The organism is Paenibacillus salivarius (assembly GCF_051307165.1).
GTDB lineage: Bacteria > Bacillota > Bacilli > Paenibacillales > Paenibacillaceae > Fontibacillus.
Window position 1 is genome coordinate 4,145,604 of the sequence record NZ_CP195592.1, and the last position, 14,493, is coordinate 4,160,096.

A 14,493-nucleotide genomic window follows, 5' to 3' on the forward strand; every position below is an offset into this window, starting at 1 on the left:
TCTCATGATCTCCAAAGTGGGATGCTCTTTTATACTCGACACTCAACCATCGCACAAAAAAAACGCCCTGCCCTCAGACAGAAGCGTTTTTTCCCATTCGCGTGTTAAATCATCACCGTAATCGGTCCGCCCTTCAGCGGATTTTCGACGATCCAACTTTTCTCCTCATTGAATAAATAAGCGCGGTGAACCAGGACGCGGACTTGCTGACCGGCCTTTAGCGTTTCTTTTTCCAAAGAACGGAACGTCGTCAAAGTATGCCCCGCAACCTCCACCTCCACCAGCCATTCGCTGCCCCGGAAATGCAGGTGTTTCACGACCCCGGGCTCGGTCGCCGACAATAGCGTAAACTCATGATCGGTTCCGACCTCGATATATTCCGGTCTGATCAAGGCTTGGGTTTTGCCGTCCCTGCCGGCCTCATCCTCAAAGCCTTTCAGGTCGCCCGCTTGAGGAACGAGCGTAGACTGTCCGATAAACGAAGCGACAAACGGCGTAAGCGGTTCTTTGTAAATGTCCCATGGGGAGCCTTTTTGCTCCAAACGGCCTTGGTTGATGATCATGATTTCGTCCGCCACTTCGATGGCTTCGTCCTGGTCATGGGTGACGAAAATCGAAGTAATGCCGACCCGTTCGATCAACTCCCTCAGCCAGGAACGGAGCTCCTGCCGGATCTTCGCGTCGATCGCCGCAAAAGGCTCGTCAAGCAGCAGAAGCTGCGGCTCCGGAGCCAATGCTCTTGCAAATGCGACCCTTTGACGCTGCCCTCCGGACAGCTGGTGAGGGTAACGCTTTTCAAACCCTTTCAATCCGGTCAATTCCACCAGTTCCATAACCCGCTCTTGAATGCGGCTCTTCGACACCTTTTTGACTTGCAAACCGAAGGCAATATTGTCAAACACCGTCATATGTTTAAACAAGGCGTAGCTCTGAAATACAAAACCGATCCCCCGATCCTGCGGGGCAAGGTTGTTGACCTTCTCACCGTGGAACAAAATCTCGCCGGAATCCGGCTGCTCCAATCCGGCCAGCATGCGGAGAATCGACGTCTTCCCGCCGCCGCTCGGTCCCAGAAGCCCGATCAGCTGTCCTTTTTCGATTCCAAAGCTGACATCCTTCACGGCATGAAAACTGCCGAAATGCTTATCCAAGTTCCGTACTTCCACATGCATAGGGAGCCCCGCCTTTCCTCTTTTCGATATATGAAGATGGACAAAATATCTTATTCTTATATAATTACTTGGTTTTATCTATAAAAACACTTTATCAAACCCGTACGCCAACGTCAATAAACGTTGTTGAAGAAATTAACAAAAAGACGCGAATCTCTCCAGAGAACCGCGCCCTTCGCAAAATAAAGATAGTTTATTACATTATTATAGTAACGTAGTACTGCTATGATAGTGTGAAAGGATAAAGCGCGGTTGGAAAACAAAAACGCCTTATGACGTTATGCGGAGACTGCTTTGACTTAACATTTTAACGTGGGCGACGGCAGCGGGCATGATTTCCTCGAAGGTCAGACGATCCTGAATATAGAAGGAAATAAATCCGTGTATTCCTAAAAACATGCTGAGCGGCAGAGACGGATTATTCTCCAGCGGATGTCTTTCCTCTTTTAAAAACCCGCGAATAATCTTGTCGAACATATCAAAGCATTTTGCCTGCTCTGACCTGCAGTATGCCAAGATCTCCTCATCCCTAAGCATGAACATGATCTCGTATTGGTGCGGATGCTCCAAACCGAACTTAATGAATTCAAGCATCAATTGTTCCGCCTTGGTTAAACCATCGGACGGTGGACGTTTGGTAACCTGTTCGCACAGCCGGGCCAAATGATTGAAATCCTGCACGACGATCGCGTAGAACAATTCCGCTTTTTCCTTGAAATGATAGTACAGCGAACCGTGGCTATACCCCAAATGCTGTCCGATACTTCTCATGGATATCCCGCGGTACCCTTTCGTGATGAACAAATGTCTGGCGGCATCCATTATTCTTTCCCTCGACAACTCCTGCTCCACTGCTCTTCTTGCCATAGGCTTTATTCCCCTTCAATAAAGTAAACCTTGTCACCTTCCGTCATTACCGCCTGCCCTTGGGTCAAATCGGTCATCCAGTTCAAGAAAGCTTCCGCTTCCCCGTCAAGCGGCAGACACAGCAATGTAACCTTGTCGGCAAACGCGGTCTCCCCTGTTCGAACGCCGCGGTTTCTGAGTTCGTTTTCCACTTTACCCAGCCAAGTGTAATCGAGCTCTACGAATACTTCGCGGTGTAGAACACGGGTGATGGCTTCCCCCGCTTCGATCGCTGCGACGGCCCCGTCCGTATAGGCACGGATCAGACCGCCTGCCCCAAGCATGATGCCTCCGAAATATCTGGTCACTACGATAGCTATATTTTTGAGGCCCTGGTTTCGGATCACTTCCAAAATCGGTTTGCCGGCCGTTCCGCTCGGCTCCCCGTCATCGGATTGCTTCTGTATTTCGTCCCTCTCGCCGATCATATAGGCTGAACAGTTGTGGGTCGCGTTCCAATGCCGCTTCTTGATCTCTTCGATGAAGCTGATCGCCTCTTCTTCACTTTCCACAGGCATTACATGCCCTATAAATCTCGACTTCTTGATTACGATTTCCTTTTCTCCGGCTCTGCGAACCGTTCTGTATCGTTCTAGCATATGACTCCATCCTTATGAATGTGCCAAGAAGCAGCCCATCCGGTTTTCCCGGTGAACTGCTTCCTGGCGGCCTTATTCTGCCGTTTGCAACGAATGTAATTATTCGGAAAGTCTTGCTTCCAATTCTGCTTTTTCCTTCTCGTAACCCGGTTTGCCAAGCAGAGCGAACATGTTCTTCTTGTACGCTTCGACGCCCGGTTGATCGAACGGATTGACGCCTAACAGGTAACCGCTGATGCCGCAGGCTTTTTCAAAGAAATAAACAAGATATCCGAAGGAATACGGCGTCAAATCCGGAACGTTGACCACCAAATTCGGAACCTGACCGTCGGTGTGCGCAAGCAATGTGCCTTGGAAAGCTTTCTTGTTGACGAAATCCAAAGTTTTGCCAGCCAAGAAATTCAGGCCGTCCAGATCCGTCGGATCGGATTCGATCGTAATATGGCTAGGGACTTCGGTAACTTGAATAACGGTTTCGAAAATATTACGGTTCCCTTCCTGGATGAATTGTCCCATGGAGTGGAGATCCGTCGAAAAGTCGACCGAAGCCGGATAAATCCCTTTGTAATCCTTGCCTTCGCTTTCGCCGAAGAGCTGTTTCCACCACTCGGACACGTAGTGCAGGGAAGGTTCATAATTGACGAGAATTTCCGTCACTTTCCCCTTGCGGTATAGCGCGTTACGGACAGCCGCATATTGGTAAGCCGCGTTCTCGGCCAAGTTCGGGTTGCTGAATTCCTTAGCCGCGTCAGCCGCACCCTGCATCATGTCATCAATGCTGATGCCGGCAGTCGCGATCGGCAGAAGACCAACGGCGGTCAGTACGGAATAACGGCCGCCCACGTCGTCCGGAATGACGAACGTTTCGTAGCCTTCCTCGTTCGCAAGCTTCTTGAGCGCGCCCTTCTCGCGGTCGGTAGTCGCGTAAATCCGTTTACGCGCTTCTTCCTTGCCGTATTTTTGTTCGAGCGCCGCCCGGAAAATACGGAAAGCGATGGCCGGCTCGGTCGTCGTGCCGGATTTGGAAATGACGTTCACCGAAAAATCTTTGCCTTCGATCAGATCGAGCAAATGGTTCACATAAGTGGAGCTAATGTTGTTGCCCGCAAAATAAATTTCCGGAGTTTTGCGCTTATCCTTCGGCAAATAGTTATAAAACGAATGGGAAAGAGACTCGATCGCCGCGCGTGCTCCCAAATAGGAACCGCCGATCCCGATAACGATAAGCACGTCGGAATCGCTTTGAATTTTGGCGGCCGCTTTCTGGATGCGGGCGAACTCTTCTTTATCATATGCAGTAGGGAGATCGATCCAACCCAGGAAATCGGAGCCGGCGCCTGTCCCGTTATGTAATTGATCATGAGCTGCGCGAACTTGCGCTGCCAGATTATCCACTTCGTGTTGTCCGACAAATTGCAACGCCTTGCTGTAGTCGAATGTTACTTTCTTAGACATGTTAAACAATACCTCCATCTATTTATTTACTCACTGCCTATCCACTAGGACTACCATTGTATCAACTTGTAACTAGGATACTTTAATTTATCACCGAAAACAAGGGTACAATATACAGGTTTCAAGCCTACGTGGTAAAATTGTTTAAGCTGTTTAATACTTTTTCGGAAGGTGATTCCCCTTGAAAAAAATCGGATTTATCGGACTCGGAACGATGGGTGCTCCCATGGCCGTGAATTTATTGAAACAAGGCTTTGAAGTGACTGTATATAACCGTACCGCTGAAAAATGCGAACCGCTGGTAAGCCAGGGCGCCCGGGCTGCTTCTTCGCCCCGCGAAGCGGCTATCGAAGCCGACACCGTCATCACGATGGTCAGCGACGATGCCTCCATCGCGGCCGTTTATGAAGGCGCGGACGGTGTGCTAGCAGGCCTGGCCCCAGGTAAAACGGTGATCGATTGCAGCACGATTTCTCCCTCATTGGAGAAAAAGCTGGCTTCTCTCGTCGGCGAGAAAGATTGCTCCTTCCTGGACGCGCCCGTAACCGGCAGCTCTCCGGCCGCCATCGACGGAACGCTCGTCTTTATGGTCGGAGGCGATGCCGATGTGCTTGCCGGGCAGATGGACATTTTCGATTGTCTCGGCAAAAAAGTGCTGCACATGGGCGAGAACGGCGCCGGGGCGGTGGCCAAGCTCGCTCACAACACCATCGTCGGCATCAACAACCTGGCCCTGGCCGAAGGCTTCGCGATCGCCTCGAAGTCGGGATTGCCGGCGGACCGCTTCCTCGAGCTTGTCCAGCTCGGCTCGGCGGGCAGCAAGGCGGCGGAACTGAAAGGACGCAAAATTATCGAGCATGATTTCACCAACCAGTTCTCGCTTGCCCTGATGCTGAAAGATCTGAAGCTCGCTTCCTCGCTGACGGACGGCGCGAGCATTCCTACCCCGATGCTGAATTTGGCGAAGAGCCTGTTCCAGGCCGGGCAAACGGAAGGCTTCGGCGACGAGGACCTTTCCTCCGTCGTTAAGATTTATGAAGCCTGGATCGGGCAAAAGATCGGGGACTAGCGTCCAGTCCGGTTCCGTTCGATGCGATGGGTTCGAGCGCTTTGTCGCTAACCCAATCGCTATATGCCCGGGCTGACTAAACCAGCTAACGCTAACGGAACCTACCGCCCTTATTCCTTTGAAAACGACGATTTTCCGCTCCTTACGGAACTGAGCGCCGTTATTTGACCTCAAACAAGGGATTTCCTCCGAAAATGGTCCAATAAAGGCGCTCAGTTCCGTTAAGAGTTGGAAAAGGGGCGGAATGGGTAGAATAAGGGCGCTGTGTTCCTTTACGCAATGTTTTCGCTAGGCTGTGTTTTAGCCGGGCTCTCCGTCCCCCCGTTGGCAAATGTTCCGCTAGATTGGGTTTTCGATGAACTGGGTTTTCGGTGGGCTCTCCGCACTCGGTTTCGCCATGGGTTCGGGCGCGTTGTCGCTAATTCAAACATTCTATTGTTCGGACGGGCCCAAACCCGCTAACGGAACCTGCCGCCGCTATTCCTACGAAAACGACGATTTTCCGCTTCTTACGGAACTGAGCGCCGTTATTTGCTCTCAAATAGGGAGATTTCCTCCGAAAATAGCCCAATAAAGGCTCTCAGTTCCGTTAAGAGTTGGAAAAGGGGCGGAATGTGTAGAATAAGGGCGCTGTGTTCCGTTACGCAATGTCTTCGCTAGGCTGTGTTTTAGCCGGGCTCTCCGTCCCCCCGTTGGCAAATATTCCGCTAGATTGGGTTTTCGATGAACTGGGTTTTCGATGAACTGGGTTTTCGATGAACTGGGTTTTCGACTAACTGGGTTTTCGCTGAACTCTCGTACTCCGCTTCGCCATGGGTTCGGGCGCGTTGTCGCTAAATTCAAGGTTCTAAGCTCGGACCTCATCCCGCTAACGGAACCTACCGCCGTTATTCCTACGAAAACGACGACTTTTCCGCTTCTTACGGAACTGAGCGCCGTTATTTGCCCTCACTCAGGGGATTTCCCCCGAAAACGGCCCAATAAAGGCGCTCAGTTCCGTTAAGAGTTGGAAAAGGGGCGAACGAGATAAATAAGGGCGCTGTGTTCCTTTACGCTGTTGCCGGGCTGTGATTTCTCCACAATGGGGACACGGAGGGCTCGGCGAAATCACACTTTTGCGGAACATTTGCCAACGGGGGGACGGAGAGCTCGGAGAATGGTTCGCAGAGCTGTGTTTTCTCCGGTCTCCCCGTGCTCCCCAACGCAAAGGTCCGCAATACCTGAAGGTTTGCCTGACTCCCTGTGTCTCTGTTGTGCTCCATGCTCCCTTCCTCTGTTAGTTTCATCGAGGGAAAATATACCGGCTATTACATCGACCATAAGCAACCTTCCTTAACGGTCCGCCACGCCACGCCAGTTAAAACTTCTCCTTCGGCAGCTTCACGGTAAAGGTCGTCCCTTTCCCGACTTTGCTGGATATCGAGATCGAACCGCCGCACAGGTCCACGATCCGCTTGGCCAGGGTCAATCCAAGGCCGTTGCCTTCGGACGAATGGGAATGATCGCCTTGATAGAACTTTTCGAACACCCGGTTTTTGACCTCTTCCGTCATGCCGATGCCGTTATCGGAGATCGAGACGGACACAAAGCCGTCGTCCTGCCTGAGAATAACGCGGATCTTCCCCCCATTTGGAGCGAATTTGACCGCATTGCCGAAAATATTTTGCCACACCTGGTCGAGCAGCTCCGCGCTTCCGTAAAACGAAACCTGTTCCAAATCGACATCGAGATCGATATTTTTTTCGCTCCACTGCGTTGCATAGAGCAAAATAACCTCCCTGAGCTGCTCGTCAAGCGAATAGCTCTTTCTTGTCGGCGTGATCTCCTGGTTTTCCAGCCGCGACAACTTTAAAATATTCCCGGACATCGAGGATAACCGGCGGGCATTGACCAGGATTTTGCCGATGTATTCCTGCCGCTCCGGCTCGCTTAACGAATTGTTTTGCAGCAGCGTCGCATAGCCTTCGATGGCGGAAATCGGGGTTTTGAACTCGTGCGACACATTGCTGACAAAATCGCTCCGGAACGTCTCCATATTCGCCAGCTCCTGGGTCATGACATTGAAATTGTGCGCCATTTCCCGGATTTCCTTTGCGCGCGGATCCTCCGGCAGCCTGACGTTAAAATTCCCCTTCGCCACCTCTTTGGTCGCTTCATTGATCATGTTGATCGGTGCCAGTACTTTTCTACCGACAAGCAGGGCGATACATGTGCTGAATATGATGCTCAAAATCCCCAACGTGGCTGAAAAGAGCGCCATATTCGGTTCCACGATCACCCCGGTATGGGTTAACAGTCCGGCCGTGGTACTGATGACCAGCATGGATACGCTGATGATAATAAATACGATCAGGGAAAAAACGGCGATCAGTCTAAGCGGCGCTCTTTTTCTCATGCCTTCTTGACCGCCTTGTAGCCGAGTCCCCGAATCGTCACGATTTCAAAATCGTGATTGTCCCTGAAGCGGTCGCGAAGCCGCCCGATATGTACGTCAACCGTCCGGGCTTCCGTCTCCGAATCCATGCCCCAAATTTCGTTCATCAGCTGCTGGCGGGTAAAAATATGGTTGGGCGAGGCGATCAGTTTGTACAGCAAATAAAATTCCTTCTGCGGCAAAACCGTCTGCTTCTCCCCCGTTTGAACGGTCAGCGAGTCATATTCCAGCACGGTATCCCCGACCTTCAGCTTCCGTTCGTTTATGATTTGCGCCCGACGCAACAAGGCTCCGACCCGCAACACCATCTCATTCACGTCGATCGGTTTGACCATATAATCGTCCGCTCCCGCTAAAAACCCTTCCTGCTTGTCGGCAAAGCTGTCTTTGGCCGTAATCATCAGGACCGGCAGATGAAAATTCGATTCCCTTAGCGTCTTGGTTAATGTATACCCGTCCATATTCGGCATCATGATGTCGGAAATCATGAGATCAATGTACTCTTTATCGAGAATTTCCAGAGCGGCCGCACCGTCTTCCACGCCGATGGCCTGATATCCGTTCTTGCCGAGCACCGTGCAAAAGAGCCCCCGGAGTTCCTTGTCGTCTTCAACAACCAATACTTTAAACATATCCGTACCTCCTGCTCCAAAGAAACCTATTGATGAAACTGCCTCTATAAAGGTCCAATTTTAAGTAATATGATCAACGAAATTTATAATATCGCCGACAGTCCCACAATGACTCAACCCATTTAAAGTTTCTTACAGTATACAACAAACCCAGTATCACACCGATACTGAGTTGTTAATAAATCTGTTCGTTTTTGTGGAACCAATCCCCCCATTTCCCCTCCTTTTTTCCATACTCAATGACTATGTATTCCGTTCAAACACTTTTGCTTAAAACACCTATGTCTCAAATTAATAATCAATATTCAATTCTCTGCACACTTCAAATGGAGCACAACTAAATTTGTCCCCTTTTCTCTTTACTTTCATTTTCGTTACTTTGTAAGGTAGATTAGTCTGACTAATAATGTTTGATGCATCTTTTAAAGCTTGTTGTTGTTCCTTTCTAGACGGAATTGAAACTTAATAACTCAACTTTCGCAGCTTAATTTTCCGAACAAAGCCTTGATATAATTGGGCAAACTCGCAATCCATTGCTGGAGTTGACATACAACGGCAGACTGATCCCGTTTGGATTTCGCTTCCGTGAACGCCATGAAAAATGCGATCAGATGCTGCAAAGCCGTTTTGAGATCCAGGTCTCGAACTTCGTCGGAAAACAGGAAAAACAGACCGCCCAACGACCGCGCGTCGTTGTTGTGACGGCGTTCCCATTCCATTACGAGATAACGGGTAAACACGATCGTGGTGTGGCTGATGAGCATATCAAACGAACGACCTTGAAACTCCGTTCCCAGCTTCAGGTACGATTTGGCAAATTTGAAGAACGTCTCAATGCTCCAACGCATGCCGTAGATGCGAACGATTTCAGCCTCTTCCAACGCCAAATCGGTGCTGAGCAGAACCAGCCAATCCCGCCGCCGATGGCGGTTTTGCACAAAGACCAATTTGATCGGCAAACCGCAGGCGGTTTGAACGATGACCGAGCCAAGGATTTCTTTGTTTTTCTGCTTTGGCAACAGGGCATACAGTTCATGGAGCGTCAGGCTTTTTCCGTCGAACCGGTATCGTTGTTTCATCGCCTTGACCATCCCAATGACATGCAGACCTTTCGCCATCAGTTCACGCAACAGAGGCGCTTGGGTAAACCAACTGTCCATCAGGACAAAGTCAGCGCTAAATCCAGCCTGAATCGCTCGATCAAGCAGAGCCGCCACGGCATCCGGTTTGCGTGAAAGCGCCTCGATGCGGCGTTTGTAGCCTTGGGTACGCTTGGACAGACGTTCCTTCATCTCGCAAAAGCGATTCGTCAGCTTGGCCGAGCTGAGCATGACAAAATCGATGGGCGCAAAGCTGAAGCCATCCGACCATCCGAGCGTGAGCATGTTGTAGCCGCGAGCATATCTCCCCGTCGTATGATCGAAGATGCGGGCAAGCAACTCGGCTTTCTTGCTGCGATCCCTGCGAAGAACCGAATCATCAATGATGAACGTCCGAACGCGGGACGAAGAGGTTAAGGAATCAAAATGCTGAACGACCTTCAGACTCAAGGCATGCAAAAATCGTCGCCAGGCAAAGCGTGGATGGTTTAAGAATCGATAGACTACATCTTTGCCAGGCAACGACTGGCGGCGGTCGCTATGCAGAAGACGAAACCAATTGCGCCCTTCAAACACGAGCGTAAAGATCAGCTGAAAGATGGCAAGACTGGACAATCCGAACGACTTGGAAATGCCGGCTTTGCGCAACAGTTGTCCGATTTGCAAAGCGGAAAATAAAGTCGAGATTCGTTCTTGGCCCTTTTCAGACAGGAAGTTGTGTTGTACCATAGAGTTACGCACCTTTCTGTTTGGGATGGGAAGACTATCCACTTCCATTTTACCAAACGGAAAGGTGTTTTTCTGTCAAGAACGAGATTTTTCAATAAGAAATCCTAGTCATTTCAAGGCTTAACACTAATTTTCAAGGTGCGAAAGTTGAGTTAATAATCAATTTTATCAACTATTACAGGACCAAGAAAAAGGAAGATAACGAAAGCAGCGATACATAAAGATACAAAAGACTCACTATTTGTTTTTTTCAATTGAATACGTAATATCATAAAAAATACCACCGCAATAATAAGCTGCAAAACGATTAAATATACTAAGAAGCTAGCAGAACTATAGCTGGAGAAAATCAAATTCCCTAAAATAAAGCTGCTACTTACTCCTAGCATTCCGCATATTATCACAATTATTGACTTTTTAAATACACTTCCGTTAATAATAGAACCTCCTCTCCTCATTTTTAAGGTTTCTCTTGTTATCGACCTATCAAGTATAGTTCTTTCGAAATGTCGAATGCTGTTGAATTTCGGATCTTAAGGGGCTTTTTTGACAAGCCTACAACCATCGAAGAAGAGATCGGCAAATATAGAGCCCGTTCAATTTAGGTACATGTTCTTGCGAAAAGATGAAAAATTAATATATTTGTTCATCCGATTTCAACAAAATGCCCAGTTCATATTGAGTTGATGTTGGATTGATGTTTGGTTTAAATAACAGGGATATACTCCAAGATGTAAATTCAACAGACAGGAGAAAAGGCGCCATGCTAAAAACGTTAAAGTATTTGAAAAAGCAGGAATGGCTGCTCATGCTGGCGAGCCTGGTTTTTATCGTCACCCAGGTTTGGCTTGATCTGAAAATGCCGGATTATATGTCGGAAATCACCCGGCTCGTGCAGACCGACGGCAGCAAAATGAGCGAAATCATGACGGCCGGAGTCTATATGCTGCTCTGCGCGCTGGGAAGTTTGGCTTCCGCCTTTATCGTGGGTTACTTTGCGGCCGTCATTGCCGCGGGGTTGTCCATGCGCTTGCGGGGAGCCGTATTTGAAAAAACGTTGTCCTTATCGATGGAAGAGATCGGCGGCTTCTCTACCGCCAGCCTGATTACCCGTTCCACCAACGACATTACCCAAATCCAACTGATTGTGGCGATGGGCCTCCAGGCGTTAATCAAAGCGCCGATTTTGGCCGTTTGGGCGATCTTTAAAATCTCCGGCAAAAGCTGGCAGTGGACGGCCGCAACCGGCGGCGCCGTTGCCGGGTTGATTTTGATGCTTGCCGTGGTCATTATTTTTGCGATTCCGAAATTCAAAATCATCCAACGCCTTACAGATAACCTCAACCGCGTTACCCGGGAAAATCTGACCGGTCTCCGGGTGGTCCGCGCCTACAATGCGGAGAAATTTCAAGGCGAGAAATTTGAACAGGCCAACGCGGAGCTGACGAACACCAACCTGTTCGCGGGCCGGGTCATGGCGCTCATGATGCCGGGAATGAGCTTTATCATGTCGGGGCTCAGCCTCTCCATTTACTGGATCGGTGCTTACCTCATCAATAACGCCTCGGGCGTGGAACGGAAGTTGGGATTGTTCTCCGACATGGTCGTTTTCACGTCCTATGCCATGCAGGTCATCATGGCGTTCATGATGCTGTCGATCGTTTTCATTATGATGCCGCGGGCTTCCGTAGCCGCCAAACGTATTTTCGAAGTTCTGAATACAAAAGCGAAAATTATCGACGGAAAAGTAACGAATTCGGAGCTCTATGAGCAAGGCGAAATCGAGTTCAGAAACGTCAGTTTCAAATATCCCGATGCTTCCGAATACGTGCTGCATAACATCAGTTTTACGGCCCACAAAGGGGAAACGGTAGCCTTCATCGGCTCCACGGGCAGCGGAAAAAGCACGCTGGTTAAGCTGATTCCCCGTTTTTACGATGTGACCGAAGGCGAAGTACTGGTTGACGGCATCAACGTCAAGGAGTACACGCAGGAAGCATTGCATAACAAGCTCGGCTATGTTCCGCAAAAAGCCGTCATGTTCAGCGGCACCGTGGCATCCAATGTGAACTACGGCGAAAACGGGAGAGCCGAAATGGACGAGGACCTGATGCGAAAAGCGATTGAAATCGCCCAGGCTTCCGAATTCGTGTCCAAAATGGAAGGCACGTACGACGCACCGATCGCCCAAGGCGGAACGAACATCTCCGGCGGGCAAAAGCAACGTCTTGCGATTGCCAGAGCGATTGCGCGTCAGCCTGAAATTTATATTTTCGACGACTCTTTCTCCGCCCTTGACTATAAAACCGACCGTGTTCTCCGCTCCGCGCTGAAGAAAGAGACGAAGGATACGACTTCCCTCATCGTGGCTCAGCGGATCGGAACGATCAAGGACGCGGATAAAATCATCGTCATCGACGAAGGCCAAATCGTCGGCATGGGCAAGCATGACGAGCTGCTGGATACCTGCGAGGTTTACCGGGAAATTGCGGAATCCCAGCTTTCGAAGGAGGAACTTGCAAATGGCTAAAAAAGAATACAACATCGGCGATCATGCGAAGCAAAGCAAACGGCACCACGGTCCCGGTCCAGGTCCCGGCGGTCCGATGGCAGGTCCGAAGGCAAAAAACTTCGGCAAATCGGTTAAGCAACTCGCCCTCTACATCAAAAGCTATCTTCCAGTCATCATTATAGCTATCGTACTTGCCGTTACCGCAACCATCTTTAACATTATCGGTCCGGACAAATTGTCCGACATGACCAATATGATTACGAAAGGCTTGCAAGGAAACGTGGATATCGACGGAGTCGTGGATATTGCCATGTTCCTGGCGATCCTTTACGGGCTCGGATTGGTGTTCAACTATTTGCAGGGCTTCATCATGACGACCGTAACGCAACGTGTTTCCAAAAAACTGCGTGCCGATATTTCCGGCAAAATCAACCGTCTGCCGTTGAAATATTTCGATTCGACAAGCTACGGCGACGTCCTTAGCCGGGTGACGAATGACGTGGATACCATCGGCCAGACGTTGAACCAGAGTCTTGGAATGCTTGTGAGTTCGATTACCATGTTCTTCGGCGCGGCGATCATGATGTTCCACACCAACTGGATTATGGCCCTGTCGGGTATTGCCGCAACATTGATCGGCTTTGGGCTGATGACGTTTATTATTTCCCACTCGCAGAAATACTTCATTCAACAGCAGCAGGAACTCGGGAAAATTAACGGCCATATCGAAGAAATTTACGCAGGCCATAGCGTCGTGAAAGTGTACAACGGTGAAAAAGAAGCCGTCAAAAAGTTCCATGAAATCAATAACCGGCTGTACAATTCCGCTTGGAAATCCCAATTCATGTCAGGTCTTATGATGCCATTGATGGGATTTATCGGTAACTTCGGTTTTGTCGTCGTCTGCGTCGTCGGCGCGATGCTTGCTTTGAACGGAAAAATCGAGTTCGGCGTCATCGTCGCTTTCATGATTTACATCCGACTGTTCACCCAGCCGCTTACACAGCTTGCTCAAGCCGCGACCAGTCTTCAATCCACGGCTGCCGCAAGCGAGCGCGTATTTGAATTTTTGGGCGAAGAAGAGCTCGCGGATGAAACGAGTAAAACCGTCAAGCTCGAATCCGCGAAAGGCAATGTCGAGTTCAAAAATGTGCAATTTGGCTATGTGGAAGATAAAATGATCATTAAAAATTTCTCCGTAAACGTAAAAGCCGGCCAAAAGGTGGCCATCGTCGGACCGACGGGAGCGGGAAAAACAACCCTAGTCAACCTGCTTATGCGTTTCTATGAGGTCAACGGCGGAGAAATCTTGATCGACGGCGTGCCGATCAGCTCGCTGACCCGCGAGAACGTCCACGATCTGTTCTGCATGGTGCTGCAGGACACCTGGCTCTTTGAAGGAACGATCAAAGAAAACATCATATACAGTAAACAGGGAGTCACCGACCGGCAAGTTGAAGAAGCCTGCAAAGCGGTTGGTTTGCACCACTTTATCAAAACATTGCCCAAAGGCTACGACACCATGCTTGATGACAACGCCAATCTGTCCCAGGGGCAGAAGCAGCTGGTCACCATTGCCCGGGCAATGATCGAAAATGCGCCGCTGCTGATTCTTGACGAAGCGACCAGCTCGGTCGATACCCGGACCGAAATTCTGATTCAGCAAGCGATGGATCGGCTGATGGTTGGCAAAACCTCCTTCGTCATCGCGCACCGGCTCTCCACGATCAAAAACGCCGATCTGATACTCGTCATGAAGGACGGCGACATCCTTGAGAGCGGAAATCACCATGAACTGCTCGCCAAAGGCGGCTTCTACACCGACCTGTACAACAGCCAGTTTGAAGAAGCGACGGCTTAAGAGCGGTAAACAAGCAATACGAAA

11 protein-coding genes are annotated in these 14,493 nt (G+C 49.8%); 3 read left to right on the forward strand and 8 right to left on the reverse strand.

The window, feature by feature from the left end:
* Nucleotides 1–104: 104 nt before the first annotated feature.
* The 4 genes from ACSFXJ_RS19160 to ACSFXJ_RS19175 form a co-directional block, all read right to left on the reverse strand.
* Entirely contained in the window at nt 105–1,172 is a 1,068-nt protein-coding gene (locus tag ACSFXJ_RS19160) for a sulfate/molybdate ABC transporter ATP-binding protein (protein WP_435922008.1), read from the reverse strand.
* 270 nt (nt 1,173–1,442) lie between these two features.
* Nucleotides 1,443–2,039 (reverse strand): TetR/AcrR family transcriptional regulator, encoded by a 597-nt coding sequence (locus ACSFXJ_RS19165; RefSeq protein WP_435922009.1) that lies wholly within the window; start codon nt 2,037–2,039, stop codon nt 1,443–1,445.
* 5 nt (nt 2,040–2,044) lie between these two features.
* Nucleotides 2,045–2,677 (reverse strand): YigZ family protein, encoded by a 633-nt coding sequence (locus ACSFXJ_RS19170; RefSeq protein WP_435922010.1) that lies wholly within the window; start codon nt 2,675–2,677, stop codon nt 2,045–2,047.
* A gap of 99 nt (nt 2,678–2,776) precedes the next feature.
* The gene (locus ACSFXJ_RS19175; RefSeq protein ID WP_435922011.1) at nt 2,777–4,132 is read right to left on the reverse strand and encodes a glucose-6-phosphate isomerase; all 1,356 of its coding nucleotides are present in this window, start codon (nt 4,130–4,132) and stop codon (nt 2,777–2,779) included.
* A 181-nt stretch (nt 4,133–4,313) separates the two neighbouring features.
* On the opposite strand from ACSFXJ_RS19175, the gene ACSFXJ_RS19180 reads away from it, so the two are divergent.
* Entirely contained in the window at nt 4,314–5,201 is an 888-nt protein-coding gene (locus ACSFXJ_RS19180) for an NAD(P)-dependent oxidoreductase (protein WP_435922012.1), read from the forward strand.
* A 1,357-nt stretch (nt 5,202–6,558) separates the two neighbouring features.
* On the opposite strand, the gene ACSFXJ_RS19185 is transcribed toward ACSFXJ_RS19180, so the two are convergent.
* The 4 genes from ACSFXJ_RS19185 to ACSFXJ_RS19200 form a co-directional block, all read right to left on the reverse strand.
* A complete protein-coding gene (locus tag ACSFXJ_RS19185) occupies nt 6,559–7,596 on the reverse strand; it encodes a sensor histidine kinase (protein WP_435922013.1) in 1,038 nt (345 codons plus the stop codon).
* A complete protein-coding gene (locus ACSFXJ_RS19190; protein ID WP_435922014.1) occupies nt 7,593–8,267 on the reverse strand; it encodes a response regulator transcription factor in 675 nt (224 codons plus the stop codon). Before ACSFXJ_RS19190 ends, ACSFXJ_RS19185 begins: the two co-directional genes overlap by 4 nt.
* Nucleotides 8,268–8,737: 470 nt before the next feature.
* On the reverse strand, nt 8,738–10,096 hold the full coding sequence (locus ACSFXJ_RS19195; protein ID WP_435922015.1) for an IS4 family transposase: 1,359 nt from the start codon (nt 10,094–10,096) through the stop codon (nt 8,738–8,740).
* A gap of 152 nt (nt 10,097–10,248) precedes the next feature.
* Nucleotides 10,249–10,554: a hypothetical protein gene (locus ACSFXJ_RS19200; protein ID WP_435922016.1), complete on the reverse strand. Its 306-nt coding sequence runs from the start codon at nt 10,552–10,554 to the stop codon at nt 10,249–10,251.
* 305 nt (nt 10,555–10,859) lie between these two features.
* On the opposite strand from ACSFXJ_RS19200, the gene ACSFXJ_RS19205 reads away from it, so the two are divergent.
* Together ACSFXJ_RS19205 and ACSFXJ_RS19210 are read left to right on the forward strand one after the other, a co-directional pair.
* Nucleotides 10,860–12,626 carry an ABC transporter ATP-binding protein gene (locus ACSFXJ_RS19205; RefSeq protein WP_435922017.1) on the forward strand — a complete coding sequence of 589 codons (1,767 nt, stop codon included), beginning with the start codon at nt 10,860–10,862 and terminating at the stop codon, nt 12,624–12,626.
* Nucleotides 12,619–14,469 carry an ABC transporter ATP-binding protein gene (locus tag ACSFXJ_RS19210; RefSeq protein ID WP_435922018.1) on the forward strand — a complete coding sequence of 617 codons (1,851 nt, stop codon included), beginning with the start codon at nt 12,619–12,621 and terminating at the stop codon, nt 14,467–14,469. The genes ACSFXJ_RS19205 and ACSFXJ_RS19210 overlap by 8 nt, the downstream gene beginning before the upstream one ends.
* Nucleotides 14,470–14,493: the final 24 nt, after the last annotated feature.

Excerpts from the sequence above, each read along its gene's own strand:
- ACSFXJ_RS19190 (WP_435922014.1), bottom strand. The coding sequence starts at position 8,267 with ATGTTTAAAGTATTGGTTGTTGAAGACGACAAGGAACTCCGGGGGCTC.
- ACSFXJ_RS19200 (WP_435922016.1), bottom strand. The coding sequence starts at position 10,554 with ATGAGGAGAGGAGGTTCTATTATTAACGGAAGTGTATTTAAAAAGTCA.
- ACSFXJ_RS19185 (WP_435922013.1), bottom strand. The coding sequence starts at position 7,596 with ATGAGAAAAAGAGCGCCGCTTAGACTGATCGCCGTTTTTTCCCTGATC.
- ACSFXJ_RS19205 (WP_435922017.1), top strand. The coding sequence starts at position 10,860 with ATGCTAAAAACGTTAAAGTATTTGAAAAAGCAGGAATGGCTGCTCATG.
- ACSFXJ_RS19175 (WP_435922011.1), bottom strand. The coding sequence starts at position 4,132 with ATGTCTAAGAAAGTAACATTCGACTACAGCAAGGCGTTGCAATTTGTC.
- ACSFXJ_RS19195 (WP_435922015.1), bottom strand. The coding sequence starts at position 10,096 with ATGGTACAACACAACTTCCTGTCTGAAAAGGGCCAAGAACGAATCTCG.
- ACSFXJ_RS19210 (WP_435922018.1), top strand. The coding sequence starts at position 12,619 with ATGGCTAAAAAAGAATACAACATCGGCGATCATGCGAAGCAAAGCAAA.
- ACSFXJ_RS19165 (WP_435922009.1), bottom strand. The coding sequence starts at position 2,039 with ATGGCAAGAAGAGCAGTGGAGCAGGAGTTGTCGAGGGAAAGAATAATG.
- ACSFXJ_RS19160 (WP_435922008.1), bottom strand. The coding sequence starts at position 1,172 with ATGCATGTGGAAGTACGGAACTTGGATAAGCATTTCGGCAGTTTTCAT.
- ACSFXJ_RS19170 (WP_435922010.1), bottom strand. The coding sequence starts at position 2,677 with ATGCTAGAACGATACAGAACGGTTCGCAGAGCCGGAGAAAAGGAAATC.